The organism is Micromonospora sp. NPDC005237, from assembly GCF_040607775.1.
Lineage (GTDB): Bacteria > Actinomycetota > Actinomycetes > Mycobacteriales > Micromonosporaceae > Micromonospora.
This window is the reverse complement of the sequence record NZ_JBEXHJ010000001.1, coordinates 183,710-203,467: the sequence shown is the minus strand read 5'-3', so window position 1 is coordinate 203,467 and position 19,758 is coordinate 183,710. Positions and strand designations below refer to the sequence as shown.

The following is a 19,758-nucleotide window of genomic DNA, read 5'->3' as shown; positions in this document are numbered from 1 at the left end:
ACCATCGTTATATTCCCTGGGTGACTACCGAGACCGGGACCAACATCCACAGCACCGCGGGCAAGCTGGCGGACCTGGAGCGCCGGGTCGACGAGGCGGTGCACGCCGGGTCGGCGCGTGCGGTCGAGAAGCAGCACGCCCGGGGCAAGAAGACCGCCCGCGAGCGGATCGAGATGCTGCTCGACGAGGGCTCCTTCGTCGAGCTGGACGAACTGGCCCGGCACCGGTCCACGGCCTTCGGGCTGGAGCGCAACCGCCCGTACGGCGATGGAGTGGTGACCGGCTACGGCACGGTGGACGGCCGGCAGGTGTGCGTCTTCGCCCAGGACTTCACGGTCTTCGGCGGCTCCCTCGGCGAGGTCTTCGGCGAAAAGATCGTCAAGGTGATGGACCTCGCCATGAAGATCGGCTGCCCGGTCGTCGGCATCAACGACTCCGGCGGCGCCCGCATCCAGGAGGGCGTGGTGTCGCTCGGCCTGTACGGGGAGATCTTCTTCCGCAACGTCCGCGCGTCCGGGGTCATCCCGCAGATCTCGCTGGTGATGGGGCCCTGCGCCGGCGGCGCGGTCTACTCCCCGGCCGTCACCGACTTCACCGTGATGGTCGACCAGACCTCGCACATGTTCATCACCGGCCCCGACGTGATCAAGACGGTGACCGGCGAGGACGTCGGCATGGAGGAGCTGGGCGGAGCCCGCACGCACAACACCCGCAGCGGCAACGCGCACTACCTCGCCACCGACGAGGACGACGCGGTCGACTACGTCAAGGCCCTGCTGTCGTACCTGCCGTCGAACAACCTCGACGAGCCGGTCGTCTTCGAGGCCCCCGCCGACCTGACGATCACCGACGAGGACCGCGAGCTGGACACGCTCGTCCCGGACTCGGCGAACCAGCCGTACGACATCCACACCGTCATCGAGCACGTCCTGGACGACGGGGAGTTCCTGGAGGTCCAGCCGCTCTACGCGCAGAACATCGTGGTCGGCTACGGCCGGGTGGAGGGACGCCCGGTCGGCGTGGTGGCCAACCAGCCCATGCACTTCGCCGGCACCCTGGACATCGCCGCCAGCGAGAAGGCCGCCCGGTTCGTGCGCACCTGCGACGCGTTCAACATCCCGGTGCTGACCTTCGTGGACGTTCCCGGCTTCCTGCCCGGCACCGGCCAGGAGTGGGACGGCATCATCCGCCGGGGCGCCAAGCTCATCTACGCGTACGCCGAGGCGACCGTCCCGAAGGTCACCGTGATCACCCGCAAGGCGTACGGCGGGGCGTACGACGTGATGGGTTCCAAGCACCTCGGCGCGGACCTGAACTTCGCCTGGCCGACCGCGCAGATCGCCGTGATGGGCGCGCAGGGCGCGGTCAACATCCTCTACCGCTCGGAGCTGGCCGGCGCCGAGGACCCAGCGGCGGTCCGGGCCGAGAAGATCGCCGAGTACGAGGACACCCTCGCCAACCCGTACGTGGCCGCCGAGCGCGGGTACGTCGACTCGGTGATCCCGCCGCACGAGACGCGCACCCAGATCGTCCGGGCGCTGCGCGTCCTGCGCACGAAGCGCGAGACCCTGCCGCCGAAGAAGCACGGCAACATCCCGCTCTGAGGCGCTTCTGCTCTGCTCGGCTTGATCCGCGCAACTTCGGGGAAAGTGCCTCCCGGCCCCGGGAGGCAGCGACATCCCTGATGTTGTGCGGGTCAAGAAGGGTCAGCAGGCCGGGTTCGCGGCGGCACACATTCGGGCCGCCGCCGCCTCCGCGAGCTGGACGAGATCCGATTCGGTGCCGTCGTACCCGGGGCGAAGCACCGAGACGGTGTCGCCGACCCGGACGACGGCCAGGAGGAGGGGCGTCGGCTCGCCGCTCAGCGCTTGCCCGGTCTGCACGTCCCGGGCGGCGGTGAGCGAATCCCGCAGGATCGCGGCGTCATCCCCGGCGAAACCCCGCCGGGCCACCGACCACCGGTGGATCACCTCTGTCGTTTGGGTGGTCCCGTTCACCTCCGCCTGCCCGACGGTCCGCCACCGGGCGCACGGGGCGACCACGTCGTCCAGGCCGGCGACGAGTTGTCTGGCCGTCTCGGGTGCCAGCCGGAAGAGATCCTGCATGAGCAGGACGTCGCCCTCCACCAGGTTGTCCGGGGAGTGCTTACGCATGAGGGTCTGCGATCGGGACAGGTTCGACGTCTGCCATCCGTCGGACAGTCCCTGGCTCGTCCGGCAGTCGCCGAGCGTCTCCTCCAGCCGGACCGGCTCACCCAGCCCTGACTGGCTGAGCTGCGTATAGACCTGCTGCCGGAGATCTGCCGGCTGCAGGAGTGCGTCGAGGGGAATCTCGTGCCGGGTCGGCGCGGCCGGTAGACCCGGTGCGGGGGACTTTCCCGGGGCGGCGACCGCCGCGGCGGAGGCACCGGTGAGAGCCAGCACGACGGTGGCCACCACGATCCGGCGTTGGCTGCGACGACGGGCCCGGGCGCGGATCTCCTCCGAGGATGCCCAGCGCACGCCCTGCAACTCCCGGTGGATCTGTTCGACGAATGCCAGGTCGTCGTCACGCATCGGTTGCCTCCTCCAGATCAGAGACGGCGAGCAGACCGGCGAGCGCGGTACGCCCCCGGGAGAGTCGGGCTTTGACCGTGCCCACCGGGGCGGCGGTCTCCCGCGCCACCTCGGCGACCGGCATGCCCATCAGGTAGTACAGGGCGATGGCGGTGCGCTGCTCCTCGGGCAGTCGACGCAGCGCGGCGACCACCTCGACCGTGTCGGTGCCCGGCCCGGGCACGGTCTCGGTCGCCCCGTGGCGCAGGTACGCGCGGGCGCGACTGCGCAGGCTGCGCCAGCGGCTGACCGCGATACGGCTGGCCACCACCCGCACCCACGCCTCCGGGTCGTCGTACCCGCTGATCGTCGACCAGCGCTGCCACGCCCGGATGTACGCCTCCTGCACCGCGTCCTGGGCCTCGACCCGGTCGCCGGTGAGGGCGTAGACGAAACCGAGCAGCCGTTGTCGGCTCCCCCGGTAGAACTCGTCGAACCCGTCGACGTCCGGCACCCGCTACCTCCCCGTGTCGGTCGCAGGGAACACGCGCCGGGCACGGCCGTCGGTTGCCCGGGTCAGGCGATCATCTTCTCCAGCTCGGCGAGCGGGAACGCGCCGGCCGCGATCCGCTCCCGGGCGGCACGCCGTACCGCCCGCTGCACGGCCACGTTGGCCGGCGTCGGTACGCCGTGCAGCCGGCCGAGCAGCGCGATCTCTCCGTTGAGGTGGTCGACCTCGGTCGAGCCGGCGCCCCGGGCGAGGCTCTGCCAGGTGGATCCACCGGAGCGGCCCGCGCCGTCGACCGGGCGCTGCTGGACCAGGTCGCCGCGTTCGGCCTTCTCCTCGTCCGGGGAGGTGTGCGGGATGCGCGCGGCGGCGAGCGCGGCGACGCCCTCGGCGCGTACCCGCTCGGCCAACGCGTCCGGGATGTCCTGCCCGAGCAACGCCTGGAGGCCGTTGCCGAGGTTGCTGAGCAGCTTGCCGTACTTCCAGCGCAGCACGTCCTCCCGCACCGGCGCGACGAAGCCGGCGGCGGTCAGGTCGGCGGCGATCGCCCGGTCGGCGTCGTCGGCGCCGCCCGGGTACCGGCCGATGTGGAGCATCCCGGGGTGCGGGTGCCCGTTGGCCACCACCACGCCCGGGTCGAGGTGGGTGGCCGGCAGCCAGACGCAGATCGGGTGCACGTCGGCGAAGAGCCGCAGGGCGGCCCGCTCGTTCGCCACCCCGTTCTGCGCGGTGACCAGTGGCAGCCGCTCGCCGGCCGTGCCGCCACCGGCGACCGGCGCGTCCACCCACGTCGCCAGCGCGGCCTCGGTGTCCTGCGACTTGACGGTGAGCACCAGCACCGTGTCGGCCGGCAACGGTCGGTCGCCCGGGCCGTCGACGGCAGCCAGCCGGGCGGTCACGTCGCCGTCGGGCTGCCGCAGCGTCAGACCGCGCTCCCGGATCGCGTCCAGGTGCGCGCCGCGCGCCACCACTGTCACGTCCCGGTCGGCCTGTGCCAGCCGTACGCCGATGGTCCCGCCGACCGCGCCCGCCCCGATGATCACGTATCGCATGGCCTCATTCTGCCCCGGCAGGGTCAGAGCGTGAGGCCGGCGTCGGTGAGGATGGAGCCGGTGAGCAGAAGCGCGCCGGCGACCAGGGCGGCCAGGTTGACCAGGGCGAAGAGGACCACCCAGAAGAACGCCGGGAACGGGGTCAGCCCGGCGAGCTGGTCGGCGTCGGAGGCGGGCATCCGGCCGCGGGAGCGCAGCCGTTGCAGCTCCACCACCGGCCGCACCCCGCCCAGCAACAGGAACCACACCCCGGTGTACGCGAACGCGGCCTGCACCTGCGGCGTGGCGTACCACGAGACGGCGAGCACCAGAGCCCCGGTGACCAGCAGCGACACCACGCCGAAGGCGTTGCGGATCATGACCAGCATGGCGAGCAGCAGCGCCACCGCCACCCAGAGCAGCAGCGTGATCCGGTTGCCGCCGAGCAGCCAGGCGCCAGCCAACCCGACCAGCGGCGGGGCGACATAGCCGGCGAGCAGCGTGAGGATCATGCCTGGCCCGGTGGGCCGACCGGCGGAGAGCGTCAGGCCGGAGGTGTCCGAGTGCAGCCGGATGCCGCGCAGCTTGCGGCCGGTGAGCAGGGCGACCAGCGCGTGCCCGCCCTCGTGCGCGATGGTGATGGCGTTGCGGGCGATCCGCCAGGGCAGCCGGGTGGACACCACCACCAGCGCGACTGCGGCGGTTATCAGCACCAGCAGCGGGGGCGGGTCCGGCTGAGCGCCGAACAGCGTGTCCCACTTCTCGCCCAGCCCGTCGATCGACATCATGGGGCGCGAGCCTACCGGCGGCGTTCCGTGTCGTTCCCGAGGCACCGGCCCGTCACGCTCGAAACTGATCGGATGACAAGCGAAGCCGGAGGATTGGTGTCCTTGGAGCACCACCTCGGCCCCTGGACCGAGGACGATTATTTTGCCCTCGGTGAGACCCCGGACCGGATCGAACTGCTCGACGGGAGCCTGCTGGTGAGCCCGGTCCCGAGCAAGCGGCATCAGTTGGTCTCACGTCGACTGGCGAACCACGTCGAGCGTGCTGCCGCTGGCCTCGCGGTTTTCAGAGCGGTCAACGTCAGGCTCGGGGTGGACCGGATCGCCATCCCGGACCTGGTCGTCGCCGACACCGACGACGAGGGCACCGCGGTGGAGGCCGTTGAGGTGGTCCTCGTCGGCGAGGTCCTGCCGCCCGGCAATGCGGCTGCCGATCGCCTGCTCAAGATGCAGCTCTACGCCATCGCGGGAATCCCCTGGTACCTGCTGGTCGAGCAGGACGGCGACGGTCACTCGCTGCGGCTCTACCGGCTGGACGGCGAGCACTACGTCGAGGAGCAGGTGGCCAAGGCCGGCGAAACGTTGAGCATCGTTGAGCCCTTCCGTTGGCAGCTCGACCCGGCCGCCCTGCGCTGATCGTTTCCGCACCGCAATCCTCGGGAGCCACCGACAGTCGTCGATGAAAGTTTCCTCGTCAGCTCTTGCGATCAAGGGCACTTACCTCCAAAGATGGGCGTCAATAGACCGGCGTCCCTGGAGGCACTCATGGCCCGTACCCGATCATCGCTGCGCCGCGCGCTCGCGGCCGGCCTCACCGTCCTCGCCGCCGCGGCGGCGACCCTGGTCGCGACCTCCGGCCCGGCGGCGGCAGCCACCACCGCCGGCGTCGACGTGTCCAACTACCAGGGCAGCATCAACTGGACCAGCGTCCGCAACGCGGGCATCGAGTTCGCCTTCATCAAGGCAACCGAGGGCACCAGCTACAAGGACCCGAGCTTCAACGCGAACTACGTCAACGCGTACAACGCCGGGGTGATCCGCGGGGCGTACCACTTCGCCCGGCCCAACATCTCCGCCGGCTCGACCCAGGCCAACTACCTGGCGTCCAACGGGGGCGCCTGGTCGGCCGACAGCCGCACCCTCCCGGCCGCGCTCGACATCGAGGCCAACCCGTACAGCGGGGGCTACTGCTACGGGTTGAGCACCACCGGGATGCGCAACTGGGTGCAGGACTTCCTGAACACCTACCGCTCCCGCACCGGCCGGTACGCGGTCATCTACACCACCACCAGCTGGTGGAACCAGTGCACGGGCAGCTGGACCGGCCCGTGGGCCAACCACCCGCTCTGGCTGGCCCGCTGGTCGAGCACGCCGGGTGCCCTTCCGGCCGGTGCGCCGGTGTGGAGCTTCTGGCAGTACACCAGCAGCGGCGCCGTCTCCGGGATCAGCGGCAACGTGGACCGCAACTACTGGAACGGTGACCGGAGCCGACTGATCGCGCTGGCCAACAACACCTGATCGGGCGGTTGGCGGCAGCGGGATCGACGGTCACCTCACGGTCGACAATCGGTCCGGCTGCCGCCACGCCACCGCGTACGGGTCAGGCCCGCCGACGGCTCAGGGCCGGCATCTGGGTCTCGCTCAGGGCCTGCGCCCGAGCCTCCTCGGGAGCAAGCGCTCCCCGCCGGCTCAGCCGCCAGGCGCCCACCCCGCAGACGGCCACGGTCACGACACTGAGCAGTGCGATGAACGCCGGAACCCCCGCAGCGACCAGCAACAGGACCGCGTCGCCGAACGCGACGAGCATCCACAGTGCCAGCCGGGGCTTGGCGTCCCTCCGTCGGTAACCCATGTCGTACCTCCTTCCGTCGTCGAAGGTCAATTACCCCGGACGACGCAAGGTCATGCGAATGAGTTTCAGTCCTGGCGGTCGGGCACGAAGCCCTTGGCGATCCGGTCGAAGTTCGGCAGGTTGGCCTGCCAGTCCTTCTCCGCGATCTCCCACCGCAGGGCGTAACCCCGGTTGGTGGCCGTCACGAACCCGCGGTTACGGACGTGGATCCGCGTACCGTCCCGGGTCTCCAGCCACTCCCAGTCCGCGCAGGTCTTCCAGAAGTTGCAGTGCGTGATGTTGATGTACTGGTAGTTCTTGACTTCGTTTTTTCGGCCGCCTTCGATGCTCTTCCAGTCCGCGTACGCGTCCTTCTTCGGCGTCGGCGTCCACTGCACGAGCAGCTCGCCCGGCCCGTTGGCCTCGTCGAAGACGACCGTGTTGCCGTCGGGCTGCCTGCGGACCCATCCGTCGGGGATCGGCAGGGAGAAACCCGCCGGGTCCTTGTGCAGCTTCCAACCCGCCGGCAGCGCGTTCGGGTCGGCCGACGGCGTGGCCGAGGGCGTCGCACTCGGTGCGCCCGTGGTGGGTGCAGGCGCCGCCGGAGCGGAGGATTGCGCCGGGGCCGACGACGCGGCCGCCCCGGTCGTCGCGTCGGCCTGCGGGCTCTCGTTGTCGTCGCCCTTGGTCAGCATCGGCACGATCACCACGAGGCCGACCAGCAGCAGGGCCACCAGCGCCCCGATCAGCACGTTACGCCGGGTATTGGTCGGCTTCGTACCGTCGAAGGGCGGCACCGCGGCGCGCCCGGCCGGACTCACTGGGGGCATGACCGACGTCGGGGTCGATGGTTTGCGCTGCTCCGGAGCCACCGGCGGACCGTCGACGGCCGTCGGCTCGTCGTCGTCGGCTTCCGTCGTACCGTCATCGGCTTTGCCGTCGGCGGCCGCCACCGTCGCGGTCGGCTCCGCCTCGGACGGGCGGTCGATCTTCGCGGTCGGCTCGGCCGGCACCGCCGCCGTCGGGTCGGCGTCGGCCGGCACGACCTCCGTGGGCGAGGCGTCGACCGCTGCCGGCCCGGCCGCGGTCGCGGCGACCGGCGGCGGGGTACGCGGCGCAGGCGGCGACACCGGGCGAGCGGCGCTCTCCTCGGCGGGGCGCGGCGCCGGCACGAGCGGCGGGCGCGGCTCACGTGGACCGTTCGGCCCCGGCCGGCGTACGCCATCGAGCAGTGAGATCCCCCGCGCCCGCTTGCCTCCGGCGCGGCGCAGCAGCCGCTCGGCCACCTCGGCGGTGATCCGCTCGTTCGGGTCCTTCTGGAGCAGCCCGGTGAGGACCGCCTTGAGCGGGCCGGCGTTCTTCGGCGGCGGCATCGGCTCGGTGGCCAGCGCGGCCAGCGTGGCGATCGCGGACGGCCGCGCGTACGGCGACTTGCCCTCGACCGCCGCGTAGAGCGTCGCGCCCAACGACCACAGGTCGGCCTCCGGCCCGGCGGTGCCCTCCCGGGCCCGCTCCGGCGAGATGTACGCGGGCGAACCGAGCACCATGCCGGTGCGGGTGACATTCGGATCGCCGGGGATCGTGGCGAGACCGAAATCGGTCAACACGACCCGGCCGTCGTCGCCCAGCAGCACGTTGCCCGGCTTGACGTCGCGGTGCATGACGCCCGCCTTATGGGCCGCGTTGAGGGCACCCAGCACGCCGAGACCGATCTCGATGGTCCGGGCCACCGACACCGGCCCGTCCTCGGCGAGGGTGTCCTGCAACGACTTCGACGCCACGTACTCCATGACGATCCACGGGTCGCCATCGGTGCGCAGGACGTCGAAGATGCGTACCACGTTGACGTTGTTGAGCCGGGCGATGGCCCGCGCCTCGCGCAGCGAACGCTCCCGCATCTCGCGGCGTTCCTCGTCGGTGAGGCCGGGGGGCGGCACCAACTCCTTGATGGCGACGTCGCGGTGCAACACCTCGTCGCGCGCCTTCCACACCCGACCCATGCCGCCCTGGCCGAGCGGCGACAGAAGCCGGTATCGGTCAGCGACGAGTTGGGGGAGCGCGTTCGACATCGCTGAGACGGTACCCGGAGCCGCCGACGCTCACACCGCCGGCACGCCACTGTTCGCTTCCCGTGACTTCGAGCCGCGTACCCTGGCGGCATGTCTGCCGAAGAGCCGCTGTTCCGGGTCGTTCGCGGCGTGCCCACCGCCGAGGAGTTGGCCGCTCTGGTCGGTGCGGTCATCGTGCGGTCCCGCCCGGCCGCCGCCCCCGCGCCACAGACCGCGTCCGCGTGGGCCCGCAGCGGCCGGCCGGCCCGCCCCGACACCTGGCGTGCCTCCGGCCTTCCCCGCCTTCCTCGCTGACCCGGGCCGTCCCGGTGGGGGCTGCCAGGATGGCGTCCAGCCGTTAATCTCACTCAGGGAAACGGTGCCGTGACGGATAGGGAGGATCGATGATCCCCGAAGAGGACCAGCCGGCGCCCTGGCTGCACAGCTACGGCGGCATCGAGGCCGACATCCGCCAGCTCCGCGAGTTCGCCGACCGGCTCGCCGCCGAGGTCGAACGCAACTACGCGCCCCACCTGTCGTACATCGCCGACGACATGTCCGCGAAGGTGCCCAACCCCTGCGACGCGTTCATCGAGCTGGTCACCTTCCTGCACGCCCACCACGAGACGCAGCAGGCCACCGCCGACATGGTGTACGCCGTTCGGGGCGCAACCGGCCACCTCGCCGCCGTCGCCGACCGGGTCGCCACCCAGTACGCCGACAGCGACGCCTTCTCCGCCGCCCGCGCCGTGGACGTTCAGCGGGCCCTCGCCGACCCCGGCACCGTTCTGCCCGGCGGCCGGACGCCGACGCTGACCGACCCCACCGGTCCCGAGAGCCAGAGGCCGGTGGTCCTGCCATGATCGAACGAGGTGGCGGCCGCACCTCCGGCCAGACCGACTGGCACCTGATGGACGTCAACAGCATGTGGGCGTGCCTCCAGGACCACGACACCACCAACCACTGGAAACAGGTCGCTGGGTGGCGCAAGGTCTGCGACCTGGCCCAGATCCACCTAGGCCGGCTCCAGGAGTACCGGCGCGGGCTCGCCGAAGCGTGGCCCCCGGAAACCAGCGCGGCCTCCGGCACGTACCTCGCCCAACTCGACGACCTGATCGCCAAGGTGCGGCACACACACGACGCGGCCGCCGCGAACTACACCGCGCTGTCCGCCGCCACCCAGGCCATCGGCACCACCCGCGCCGAGCTTCGCAAAATTTACGAGGAGTACGCGACCAAGCTCCAGCAGAAGCAGGCGTACGACGCCACAGCCGCCGACCCCAAAGCGATCATGGGCAACCGGGTCGTCGAGTCACCGGTGACAGACAGCGACCTGGAACGGCTGAACGTGCAGGCGCGGGCCATGATGTTCAACCTCAGCGGCGAACTCCAACAAGCCCAAGCCACCCTCCAAAAACCCCCGCCGCCACCCCCGAGGTTTAGGCGAGACCCCTCCAGCACAGACGCTTACGATGCCAGCACCGGACCGACGATTCCGCCGATTGTTCCAGTGCCAATCGCCCCCGACACAGCCGTCCGCCCACCCTCGCCAAATCCAGCTGGCAGCTCGCATCCCGTTCAGACAGCCGCCGTGGGGCCAGTACTTGGCAGTGCTGGTGCTGGCGTTGCACCAGCACTGCCAAACGGAGGGTTATCGGGAGTTACACCGAACATACCGGCGACGGGCTTCGGGACGGCACCTTCACTACCACCCACCTCTCTCGTTCCGCCGCAGGTGCCGCCGCAAGGGCAAACCGACGCTATCGGGCGGTCCGCGAGCGGAGCGGCCAAGGGCGTTTCCCAAGTTCCGACGGCCCCGCAGGCGCGATCGACGCCAACTAACGGCCTTATCGGTGGTACGCCTGGCTCCGGACTCGGCTCGCCTGCGTCCGCTGGGAATCCAACGCGGAAGGTTAATCCGATCGGCGGCGTAATTGGCGGTGGCGGTGCCGGCACCACGCCGACCGGCGGTGCCGGCTCGCGGCCGGGCAGTGGCCGTAGTGCGGCCGGAGGACACGCCTTCTCGCCTATCGGTGGCGCCCCTGGTACAAGCGGCAATTACGGCACAAGCTACCCCCCTGGCCGTCCCGCTAAAAACGGATATGAAGAAGAGGGGCACGCCTGGGATCCCGACCATCCATGGAAGACCGACCAGGGCGTCAACCCTGTTGTTCGTTCGCCGGAGGAGCCTGGCCCACCTGACCCAGGACCGGCCATCGGCCTCGATCGGTGAAACACTTCAGCCGGCAGAGCCTGACAGCATTTGCCGCTCTTCTGTCGCTAATCGCACCAACAGCGTTACCTACGAGAGGCAGCCCTGGCCAGCCGAACAGCGAACCCAGCGAGGCCGAACGGGTCCGGGCGGATCAATGGCATTTGGAATACCTCAGAGCTTCCGACGCGCAACAGATCACACACGGTGCGGGGGTAATCGTCGCAGTTCCAGATACGGGAGTTCAACCGCACCCTGATTTGCGGAACAACCTGCTTCGTGGGATCGATATCGTCCCAGACGGTAACGGCGATGGCCAGAATGACCAGAATAGCCACGGCACCGGCATGGCAGGCTTGATCGCAGCCCACGGACAAGGAGGCACTTTGGGTGCCTTGGGACTAGCTCCCGATGCAAAGATACTCCCGATCCGCGATACTCCTACCGACGGCCAAGGGGAGGCGGACGCCTTGGCCGCCGGCATTGATTATGCTGTTCGCCAAGGCGCTGATGTGATCTGCATATCTTCGGTCGGCGGTGCCGGTATCCCGTTGCAACGATCCATCAAAGCAGCACTCGCCGCGAATATCGTGCTGGTCGCCGCTGCCGGCAATAAGCCGGACGATACCAAGGTTGGGTACCCAGCATCAGAGGATGGAGTCATCGCGGTTGGAGGGATAGGCCGGGATGGCACTCATGCTGATATCTCCGTGACCGGGCCAGACATTGACGTTGTTGCACCTGCAGTCGACATTTACAGCACGAGCATTAACGGCAAGTACCGCAAAGGCACAGGCACTTCCGACGCGACGGCGATTGTCGCTGGGGCGGCGGCGTTGATCAGGTCGAAGTACCCCTACCTGCCGGCCCAGGAGGTAGCCCATCGGCTTACGGCCACGGCCATCGACAAGGGTCCGCCAGGCCGGGACGACGAGTACGGGTATGGCGTGATCGATCTTGTGGCAGCGCTGACGGCAGACGTACCCCCGTTGGGGTTTGAGTCGGTGAGCGCTCCGGCCGCGACTGGCTCGACCGCGGCGGCCGGCGATCGGCCTGGTGAGGGCGGTGATGGCGCGACAGCTCGCGGCCTGGCCACTCTCGCCGTGATCGTGGCCGTCGGGGTCGGATGGGCGCTGGTGGCGCGGCGTCGGCGGCGCGGTGATGATCCGCCGCCCAGAATCAGTCGCTGATCGAGCCGGGGCGCGTTGATCGACTCGGTATCCTTGATATCGGGGTGTCCGGGCGAGCGGGATACCCCGATATCCATGAAGTCGAGTCGATCACGGTGGTGCCGGCAGGTTGATCGACTTTATATCGGCGATGTGGGGCTTTTGTGGCTGATTGATAGGCCGATGTCGGTGATGTGGAGTGGATCAAGGGCGCGGGGCCAGGTGGGCCTAACGGGCACGGCGTCGAGAGCGGCGCGGCCGGGTGGACCGGTGTGGTGGGTGGTGAGCCGGTAACGTCGGGCTGGTGTCTGATTCTCTGCCGCTCCGCCTCGTGCTCGCCTCGGCCAGCCCTGCCCGTCGTAAGTCTCTCCAGGCCGCCGGCATTGAGCCGGACGTGCTGGTCAGCGGGGTGGACGAATCCCTGGTGGTGACCGATCGGGCCGAGGACCTGTGTCTGGAGTTGGCTCGGCTCAAGGCAGAGGCAGTGTTGAGCCGGCTGAGTCCGGCCGCCACGGCAACCGCGCCAGCCGGCACCAGCACGGAAGCAGGCACCAGTCAGCGGACCCTGATCATCGGCTGTGACTCGGTGCTCGCGTTCGACGGGGAGATCCTCGGCAAGCCGGCGGATCCGGCGGACGCCACCCGGCGTTGGCTGCGGATGCGGGGGCGCAGCGGTGTCCTGCACAGCGGGCACTGTCTGATCGACGGTGTCAGCGGGCGGCGCGCCGAGGCGGTTGCCTCGACGACCGTCCATTTTGCGGACATCAGCGACGACGAGATCGCCGCGTACGTCGCCACCGGTGAGCCGCTGGCGGTGGCCGGTGCGTTCACGATCGACGGGTTGGGCGGGCCGTTCGTGGAACGGATCGAGGGCGACCCGGGGACCGTGGTCGGATTGTCGATGCCGCTGCTGCGTCGGCTCCTCGCCGAACTGGGGCTGCAGATCACGGACCTGTGGACAAAGGTCGCGCCGGGCGGCCAATCGGTCGAGCCGCTGGGTAACGTCCGCTCATGACCACGAAGTCGATCCCGCTCACCGACGAGTTGCACGCCTACCTGGTCGCGCACGGCGCCCCACCGGACGAGATCATCCAGGATCTGGCCGAGGAGACCCGGTCGGTGCTGCCCGAGCACGCCTCCATGCAGGTGGCGCCGGAGCAGGCCGCGTTCCTGACGTTCCTGACCCGACTGCTGGACGTACGGCAGGCCGTCGAGGTTGGCACGTTCACCGGCCTGTCGGCGCTGGCCATCGCCCGGGGGTTGCCCGAGGGCGGGAGGCTGACCTGCTTCGACATCTCCGAGGAGTTCACCGGCATCGCCCGGCGATACTGGGCCCGGGCCGGCGTGCACGACCGCATCGACCTGCGGATCGGCCCGGCCGGCGAGACGCTGCGGGAGTTGCCGCACGAGCGTCACCTGGACTTCGCGTTCATCGACGCGGACAAGACCGGGTACCCGGTCTACTGGGCCGAGCTGGTGCCCCGGATGCGGCCGGGCGGGGTGATCGCCGTCGACAACGTGCTGCGCGGCGGGCGGGTGATCGCCCCACGGGACGCCAACGACCGGGCGATCGCCGCCTTCAACGACGAGGTGCTCGCCGACGTACGGGTCGACCCGGTGATGCTGCCGATCGCGGATGGCCTCACCCTCGCCCGGGTGCGCTGACCGCCGCCACCGCTGACCGCCCCACCGCTCAGCGCCCCCACCGCTCAGCGCCGTCACCGCTCAGCGCCGCCACCGCTGAACGCCGCCACCGCTGAACGCCGACGAAACGCCGGCAGCCCACCGAACGCGCAGCGCCGACAGCACGAATTCGGGGTGCCCCCTCAGGAGGGGGCACCCCGAAGCCAGCGTCAGCGGACGCTGCGGGCGAACTGGCGGGCGGCCCAGAAGACCCCCAGCGCGGCGAGAACCGCTGTGATGGTGAGGCCCTGCCAGACCTTGTCGCTGGCCAGGTCGCCGGCGAAGAGCGCGCGCGTGCCGTCGACTGCCCAGGAGAACGGGTTCCAGTCGGCGATGCCCTGCAACCAGCCCGGTGCGAAGGTCAGCGGCAGCAAAATGCCGGAGAGCAGCAGCACCGGCTGCGCCACGGTGTTCATCAGTGGGGCCAGCGCGTCCTCGCTCTTGACCTTGAGTGCGACGCCGTACGAGACGGCCGAGGTCATGAGCGCGATGAGGGCGAGCATGAGGTACGCCAGCAGCAGGTCACCGATGAACACCCGCAGGTCGAACAGGAGCGCCAGCAGGGTGATGATGACCGCCTGCACGATGAGCGAGACCACGTCGCGCAGCGAGCGGCCGAGCAGCAGGGCGAGTCGGCTGATCGGGGTGACCCGGGACCGTTCGATGACGCCGGCACGCAGCTCGGCGATCAGGCCGAAGCCCTGGAACAGGCCGCCGAAGATGGCCAGCAGCACCAGCAGACCCGGCACGAAGATCTTGTAGGCGGCGGCCTGGGTGGGCGCGTTCAGGGCCGGCTTGAGCAGCGGGGCGAAGAGCAGCAGGTACATCACCGGCTGGAACACGCCGACGAAGACCCAGACCGGGTTGCGCAGCAGGAGCTGGATCTGCCGTTGGAAGATCAGCCACGTGTCGCGGGCGAATTTCATGGGTCGTCTCTCCGGTGGTCAGGACTCGCGCAGCGAGCGGCCGGTCTTGGTCAGGAAGACGTCGTCCAGGCTGGGCCGGTGCAGCTCGATCGAGCGCAGCTCCAGCCCGGCGTGGTCGAGTCGGCGCAGCACCTGGGGAATGGCGGTGGCGCCCTCGTCGACGTAGAGGCGCAGGCCGCCCTCGTCGGCGGTCTCCAGCTTGTTGACGTACGGCTCGCCGTCGAGCGCCTGGGCGGCCTGCGGGGTGGCGGCCAGGTCGAGACCGACGAGCACGACGTCGCCGGAGATCTCCCGCTTGAGTTCGGCCGGGGTGCCCTCGGCGACGACTTCGCCGTTGTCCATGATCGCGATGCGGTCGCAGAGCGCGTCGGCCTCGTCCAGGTAGTGCGTGGTGATGAAGACCGTCATTCCGTCGCTGCGCAGTCGCCGGATCTCGTCCCACATGTGGGCGCGGCTCTGCGGGTCGAGGCCGGTGGTCGGCTCGTCCAGGAAGACGATCTTTGGCTCGTGGATGATGCCGAGCGCGATCTCGACCCGCCGGCGCTGGCCGCCGGAGTAGGTCTTGCACTTGCGGTCGGCGTACTCGGTGAGCTGGAAGGCGTCCAGCGCGCGGGCGGCGCGCTGCTGCGCGTCGGCCTTGCCGATGCCGTACATCCGGGCGTGCAGGACCAGTTCCTCACGGGCGGTGGACTCGTCCCACGTGCTGCCGCCCTGCGGGACGTACCCGATCCGGCGGCGGACCTCGGCCGGATCCTTGCGCAGGTCGGCCCCGGCGATGGTGGCCTCGCCGCCGTCGGGCTCGATCAGCGTGGCGAGCATCCGCAGCGTGGTGGTCTTGCCGGCGCCGTTGGGGCCGAGGAAGCCGAAGATCTCGCCCTCGGCGACCTGGAGGTTGACGCCCCGCACGGCGTCCACCGTCTTCGTCTCTCGACCCGCGCGGGAGCGGAACGACTTCCGCAGCCCCCTGGTCTCGATCATTTCTGCTCCTGGTCGGTCGGGCCGGCCGTGCCGGCCGTCGAGTGGGACGACGCCGGACGGCGCACTCCCCCGCTGTGCCGCCAGCAGGCTAACGCGATATAACTCTTTTAGTCAACGTTGATTATTCCGCCTCGGTCGACGGCCTCGACTCCTGGCGCTCTTTCCACCCCGACCAGCCCTCGACGTTCTCCAGCTCAGCAGGCAGGTACGACACCCCAGAGTCGATCCGCTCCGCGATCCGGTCGCACCACCCCATCTCCGCCTCCGCCCGCACCGCCCACAGCTCGAACATCCACCCCACGTGCACCGGCTTGCGGTTTCGCACCCAGTCCGACTCCAGGGAGGCACGCATCGACTCGACACCGGCGCGCAGCAGATTGGCCCGGTTGCGCAGGGCCGCGGCGGCCTCGGCGCGCGGCATGGCGGGCAGGAAGGAGAAGGCCACCGCGAAGGGGTCGGACGGCTCGCTGAGGTTCCACCAGAAGTTGCGCAGCAGCGTCTCGAACTCGTCCTCGCCCTTGGGGGTCACCTCGTAGGTGGTCCGGGCCGGACGGGCGCCGACCTGCTCGGTGGCGACGGCACGGAGCAGCCCTTCCTCGGTGAGCTTGCGCAGCGCGTGGTAGATCGAGCCGGGCTGCACGTTCGCCCACTTGTCGGCGCTCCAGCTCAGCAGCTCGCGGCGCACGTCGTAGCCGTGCACGGGCTGCATCCACCGCACCAGGCCGAGAATCATCATCCGAGTCGCAGACACCACACAAGCGTAATAGCCAAGTTTGACTAAGGTCAGTGCCACATCCCACACTGAGCGATCGTTAGGGCCATCACGGGTGGCCGATACACTCCCGGTCAGTAACTTCCCGGGAGGAGCCACGAGGTGCGCAAGGTACTCATCGCCAACCGCGGCGAGATCGCCGTCCGGGTCATCCGTGCCTGCCGCGACGCCGGCCTCGGCAGCGTCGCCGTGTACGCAGACTCCGACCGGGACGCCCTGCACGCCACGCTCGCGGACGAGGCGTACGCGCTCGGCGGGGACAGCGCGACCGAGACGTACCTGCGCATCGACAAGCTTCTCGACGTCGCCGCCCGGGCCGGCGCCGACGCCGTACACCCGGGTTACGGCTTCCTCAGTGAGAACGCCGACTTCGCCCAGGCGGTCATCGACGCGGGGTTGACCTGGATCGGCCCCACCCCGCAGGCGATCCGCGACCTGGGCGACAAGGTGACCGCCCGGCACATCGCCCAGCGCGCCGGCGCTCCGCTGGTCCCCGGCACGCCGGACCCGGTGGGCAGCCCGGACGAGGTGATGGCGTTCGCCGTCGACCACGGGCTGCCGGTCGCCATCAAGGCCGCGTTCGGCGGTGGTGGGCGCGGCCTCAAGGTCGCCCGGACCATGGAGGAGATCCCCCAGCTCTTCGAGTCGGCCACCCGCGAGGCGGTCGCGGCGTTCGGCCGGGGCGAGTGCTTCGTCGAGCGCTACCTGGACCAGCCCCGGCACGTCGAGGCGCAGGTCCTCGCCGACCAGCACGGCAACGTGATCGTGGTGGGCACCCGGGACTGCTCGTTGCAGCGGCGTCACCAGAAGCTCGTGGAGGAGGCCCCCGCGCCGTTCCTCACCGACGCCCAGCGTGCCCAGATCCACGACAGCGCCAAGGCGATCTGCCGGGAGGCCGGCTACCACGGCGCCGGCACGGTGGAGTACCTGGTCGGCAAGGACGGCACGATCTCCTTCCTGGAGGTCAACACCCGACTTCAGGTCGAGCACCCGGTCACCGAAGAGACCGCCGGCATCGACCTGGTCCGGGAGCAGTTCCGGATCGCCGACGGCGAGAAGCTGCGGATCACCGAGGACCCGACGCCGCGCGGGCACGCCATCGAGTTCCGGATCAACGGCGAGGACCCGGGCCGCAACTTCCTGCCCGCGCCGGGCACCGTCACCACGCTGCGCCTGCCCAGCGGCCCGGGCGTCCGGGTGGACACCGGCATCTCGGCCGGCGACGTGATCGGCGGCAACTTCGACTCGCTGCTCGCCAAGGTCATCATCGTCGGTGAGACGCGGACCGAGGCGTTGGAACGCGCCCGCCGCGCGCTGGACGAGATGGTCCTCGACGGGATGGCCACCGCGCTGCCGTTCCACCGCCTGGTCGTGCGGGACGCGGCGTTCACCGCCGAACCGTTCACCGTGCACACCCGGTGGATCGAGACCGAGTTCCACAACACCGTGCCGCCGTTCGCCGCCGCCGCCGGCGCCGCCGAGACGCCGGCCGAACGCGACACCGTCGTGGTCGAGGTCGGCGGCAAGCGCCTCGAGGTCAGCCTCCCCGCCGGCTTCGGCGGGAGTACGACCACCGCGGCACCCGCCTCCCGTAAGCCGACCCGGCGCGGGGGCGGAGCCAAGGCGGGCGCCCCGGTCGGTGGCGACGCGCTCACCTCTCCCATGCAGGGCACCATCGTCAAGATCGCGGTCGCCGAGGGCGACACGGTGGCCGAAGGCGACCTGGTGGTGGTGCTCGAGGCGATGAAGATGGAGCAGCCGTTGCACGCCCACAAGGCGGGTACGGTCAGCGGGCTCACCGCCGAGGTCGGTGCCGTGATCACCGCTGGCGCCGCCATCTGCACCATCGCCTGAGGGGCGAGCGCGAGACCCCTGTTGCTGGCGAGGCAGCCGCGAGGCTGGCTCGGCGCGGAGTCCGTTATGCGGTCTGCGGCAGCGGCGTGCGCACGTTCCGGACGGCGTATCGATGGAGCGTGACACCCTCGTCGAAGCGCGCCTGCTCCAGCAGGTCCAGCTCCAGCGGCTCGTCGTGGCTGTCGAACAGTGGGCGGCCGGTACCGAGGATGACGGGGTGCGTGAAGAGCAGCAGCTCATCGAGCAGCCCTGCCCGGAGCAGCGCCGTAGCCAGTGTGGCGCCACCGACGCCGATGTCACCGTCGGTGCGCCGCCGTAGCTCCGCGAGCTCGCCGACGGCATCGTCGCCGCCGATGATCTCGGTGTTGTGCTCGGCGCTGATACGCGTGCGGGAGACCAGCACCTTGGGCTTCGAGGTCCAGATCTCGCCGTACTCGCGCAGGTAGCCGGGCGACGAGTCGTCGTCGCGCGCTGCCGGCCAGAATCCCTCCATCGTCTCGTAGATCGTGCGCCCCTGGACCATGAGCGACAGCGCCCGCGCCCGCGCGTTGAACTCGTGGTGCAGTGACTCCCCGATGCGCATCCAGGTGCCGCCGCCCTGCTCGCCATGAGCACGCTCGATCAACAGATCGGCGGACACGTTCATCCAGTACACGAATCGCCCCGACATGGCCCCTCCCTCAGTGATAGCGATATGTAACTGCTTCGACCTACCCTAGGATGGGGTGATAGCAAGATGCAATCACTTGCGAGGAGGGCTTGATGGATTCGGCGCCACGCTCGGGTTGCCCGATCAATCAGGCGGTGGAGGTCCTGGGCGATCCGTGGGTGATGCTCGTGCTTCGGGACATCATGTTCGGCAATCGGCGGCACTTCCGCGAACTGCTCGCCGGCAGCGAGGAGGGCATCGCGCCGAACATTCTCAGCAGCCGCCTGCGGCGCCTCACCGACGCGGGCCTGCTCACCCGTGAGGACGCCCGACGGGGGCAGCGGGCGGCCTACTCGCTCACCGAGGCGGGCATTCAGACACTGCCGATCATGGCAGCGCTCGGCTCGTGGGGGCTGGCCCATCGCGGTGGCGACCGTCGCCTGCGGGTGCGCGCCGAACTGCTCCGCGACGGCGGCCCGGAACTGCTCACCCGCTTCATGGACGACCTGCGCGAGGTGCACCTCGGCGTCCCCCGGCCCGACCCGCACGCCCGGCGAGCGGTCGACGAGCTTCGCTCGGCCTACGAGGCAGCCACCCGCGACTGACCCGATCCGCCGGGACCGCCCGCTTCGCGACGGACCGGCCCACGACGGACCGGGCCCACGACGGACCGGGCCCACGACGGACCGGGCCTACGGCGGACCGGGCCTACGGCGGTGCCGGCGTAAGCGGCGGGCCGGGCCCACGACGGTGCCGGCGTACCCGACGGACCGCAGCC

Annotated in this window: 21 protein-coding genes; 11 read left to right on the top strand and 10 right to left on the bottom strand. The window is 70.2% G+C overall.

Annotated elements, in window-relative coordinates:
• Positions 1 to 20: 20 nt before the first annotated feature.
• Positions 21 to 1,604: an acyl-CoA carboxylase subunit beta gene (locus tag ABZT87_RS01045; RefSeq protein ID WP_234589112.1), complete on the top strand. Its 1,584-nt coding sequence runs from the start codon at positions 21 to 23 to the stop codon at positions 1,602 to 1,604.
• 102 nt (positions 1,605 to 1,706) lie between these two features.
• On the opposite strand, the gene ABZT87_RS01040 is transcribed toward ABZT87_RS01045, so the two are convergent.
• From ABZT87_RS01040 to ABZT87_RS01025, 4 genes are all read right to left on the bottom strand, one after another.
• Entirely contained in the window at positions 1,707 to 2,555 is an 849-nt protein-coding gene (locus ABZT87_RS01040; RefSeq protein ID WP_355132803.1) for a hypothetical protein, read from the bottom strand.
• Complete coding sequence (locus ABZT87_RS01035) at positions 2,548 to 3,048, bottom strand: SigE family RNA polymerase sigma factor (protein ID WP_266248870.1); 501 nt, start codon at positions 3,046 to 3,048, stop codon at positions 2,548 to 2,550. The genes ABZT87_RS01040 and ABZT87_RS01035 overlap by 8 nt, the downstream gene beginning before the upstream one ends.
• Positions 3,049 to 3,110: 62 nt before the next feature.
• On the bottom strand, positions 3,111 to 4,094 hold the full coding sequence (locus ABZT87_RS01030) for a 2-dehydropantoate 2-reductase N-terminal domain-containing protein (RefSeq protein WP_355062922.1): 984 nt from the start codon (positions 4,092 to 4,094) through the stop codon (positions 3,111 to 3,113).
• Between the two features lie 23 nt (positions 4,095 to 4,117).
• The gene (locus tag ABZT87_RS01025; protein WP_354854061.1) at positions 4,118 to 4,861 is read right to left on the bottom strand and encodes a M50 family metallopeptidase; all 744 of its coding nucleotides are present in this window, start codon (positions 4,859 to 4,861) and stop codon (positions 4,118 to 4,120) included.
• A gap of 72 nt (positions 4,862 to 4,933) precedes the next feature.
• On the opposite strand from ABZT87_RS01025, the gene ABZT87_RS01020 reads away from it, so the two are divergent.
• Both ABZT87_RS01020 and ABZT87_RS01015 read left to right on the top strand, forming a co-directional pair.
• Positions 4,934 to 5,494: a Uma2 family endonuclease gene (locus ABZT87_RS01020; RefSeq protein ID WP_355133658.1), complete on the top strand. Its 561-nt coding sequence runs from the start codon at positions 4,934 to 4,936 to the stop codon at positions 5,492 to 5,494.
• Between the two features lie 129 nt (positions 5,495 to 5,623).
• The gene (locus ABZT87_RS01015) at positions 5,624 to 6,376 is read left to right on the top strand and encodes a GH25 family lysozyme (RefSeq protein ID WP_355063211.1); all 753 of its coding nucleotides are present in this window, start codon (positions 5,624 to 5,626) and stop codon (positions 6,374 to 6,376) included.
• An 82-nt stretch (positions 6,377 to 6,458) separates the two neighbouring features.
• On the opposite strand, the gene ABZT87_RS01010 is transcribed toward ABZT87_RS01015, so the two are convergent.
• Together ABZT87_RS01010 and ABZT87_RS01005 are read right to left on the bottom strand one after the other, a co-directional pair.
• On the bottom strand, positions 6,459 to 6,710 hold the full coding sequence (locus ABZT87_RS01010; protein WP_234589102.1) for a hypothetical protein: 252 nt from the start codon (positions 6,708 to 6,710) through the stop codon (positions 6,459 to 6,461).
• A gap of 65 nt (positions 6,711 to 6,775) precedes the next feature.
• Entirely contained in the window at positions 6,776 to 8,758 is a 1,983-nt protein-coding gene (locus tag ABZT87_RS01005; protein WP_355132801.1) for a protein kinase, read from the bottom strand.
• A 90-nt stretch (positions 8,759 to 8,848) separates the two neighbouring features.
• Here ABZT87_RS01005 and ABZT87_RS01000 point away from each other — a divergent pair, with 90 nt between their 5' ends.
• The 6 genes from ABZT87_RS01000 to ABZT87_RS00975 all read left to right on the top strand — a co-directional run bounded on the left by ABZT87_RS01000 (position 8,849) and on the right by ABZT87_RS00975 (position 13,783).
• Positions 8,849 to 9,052: an acyl-CoA carboxylase subunit epsilon gene (locus ABZT87_RS01000; RefSeq protein ID WP_355132799.1), complete on the top strand. Its 204-nt coding sequence runs from the start codon at positions 8,849 to 8,851 to the stop codon at positions 9,050 to 9,052.
• An 89-nt stretch (positions 9,053 to 9,141) separates the two neighbouring features.
• Positions 9,142 to 9,600: a hypothetical protein gene (locus tag ABZT87_RS00995; RefSeq protein WP_354854047.1), complete on the top strand. Its 459-nt coding sequence runs from the start codon at positions 9,142 to 9,144 to the stop codon at positions 9,598 to 9,600.
• Positions 9,597 to 10,970, top strand: coding sequence for a hypothetical protein (locus tag ABZT87_RS00990; protein ID WP_355132797.1), 1,374 nt, complete (start codon positions 9,597 to 9,599; stop codon positions 10,968 to 10,970). Before ABZT87_RS00995 ends, ABZT87_RS00990 begins: the two co-directional genes overlap by 4 nt.
• Positions 10,967 to 12,139, top strand: coding sequence for a S8 family serine peptidase (locus tag ABZT87_RS00985; RefSeq protein WP_355132795.1), 1,173 nt, complete (start codon positions 10,967 to 10,969; stop codon positions 12,137 to 12,139). The genes ABZT87_RS00990 and ABZT87_RS00985 overlap by 4 nt, the downstream gene beginning before the upstream one ends.
• A 283-nt stretch (positions 12,140 to 12,422) precedes the next feature.
• The gene (locus ABZT87_RS00980; protein WP_355132793.1) at positions 12,423 to 13,133 is read left to right on the top strand and encodes a Maf family protein; all 711 of its coding nucleotides are present in this window, start codon (positions 12,423 to 12,425) and stop codon (positions 13,131 to 13,133) included.
• Positions 13,130 to 13,783 carry an O-methyltransferase gene (locus ABZT87_RS00975; protein ID WP_355132791.1) on the top strand — a complete coding sequence of 218 codons (654 nt, stop codon included), beginning with the start codon at positions 13,130 to 13,132 and terminating at the stop codon, positions 13,781 to 13,783. Before ABZT87_RS00980 ends, ABZT87_RS00975 begins: the two co-directional genes overlap by 4 nt.
• A gap of 188 nt (positions 13,784 to 13,971) precedes the next feature.
• Here ABZT87_RS00975 and ABZT87_RS00970 read toward each other — a convergent pair whose 3' ends face one another.
• The 3 genes from ABZT87_RS00970 to ABZT87_RS00960 form a co-directional block, all read right to left on the bottom strand.
• Positions 13,972 to 14,727 carry an ABC transporter permease gene (locus ABZT87_RS00970; RefSeq protein WP_354854032.1) on the bottom strand — a complete coding sequence of 252 codons (756 nt, stop codon included), beginning with the start codon at positions 14,725 to 14,727 and terminating at the stop codon, positions 13,972 to 13,974.
• 18 nt (positions 14,728 to 14,745) lie between these two features.
• The gene (locus ABZT87_RS00965) at positions 14,746 to 15,705 is read right to left on the bottom strand and encodes an ATP-binding cassette domain-containing protein (protein WP_355062909.1); all 960 of its coding nucleotides are present in this window, start codon (positions 15,703 to 15,705) and stop codon (positions 14,746 to 14,748) included.
• Between the two features lie 121 nt (positions 15,706 to 15,826).
• Entirely contained in the window at positions 15,827 to 16,441 is a 615-nt protein-coding gene (locus ABZT87_RS00960) for a PadR family transcriptional regulator (protein WP_355133656.1), read from the bottom strand.
• Positions 16,442 to 16,579: 138 nt separating this feature from the next.
• On the opposite strand from ABZT87_RS00960, the gene ABZT87_RS00955 reads away from it, so the two are divergent.
• Positions 16,580 to 18,331, top strand: a complete 1,752-nt coding sequence (locus ABZT87_RS00955) for a biotin carboxylase N-terminal domain-containing protein (protein WP_355132789.1) — start codon at positions 16,580 to 16,582, stop codon at positions 18,329 to 18,331.
• A 64-nt stretch (positions 18,332 to 18,395) separates the two neighbouring features.
• Here ABZT87_RS00955 and ABZT87_RS00950 read toward each other — a convergent pair whose 3' ends face one another.
• The gene (locus ABZT87_RS00950; RefSeq protein ID WP_355132787.1) at positions 18,396 to 19,001 is read right to left on the bottom strand and encodes a dihydrofolate reductase family protein; all 606 of its coding nucleotides are present in this window, start codon (positions 18,999 to 19,001) and stop codon (positions 18,396 to 18,398) included.
• A 92-nt stretch (positions 19,002 to 19,093) separates the two neighbouring features.
• On the opposite strand from ABZT87_RS00950, the gene ABZT87_RS00945 reads away from it, so the two are divergent.
• Positions 19,094 to 19,585, top strand: coding sequence for a helix-turn-helix domain-containing protein (locus ABZT87_RS00945; RefSeq protein WP_355132785.1), 492 nt, complete (start codon positions 19,094 to 19,096; stop codon positions 19,583 to 19,585).
• Positions 19,586 to 19,758: the final 173 nt, after the last annotated feature.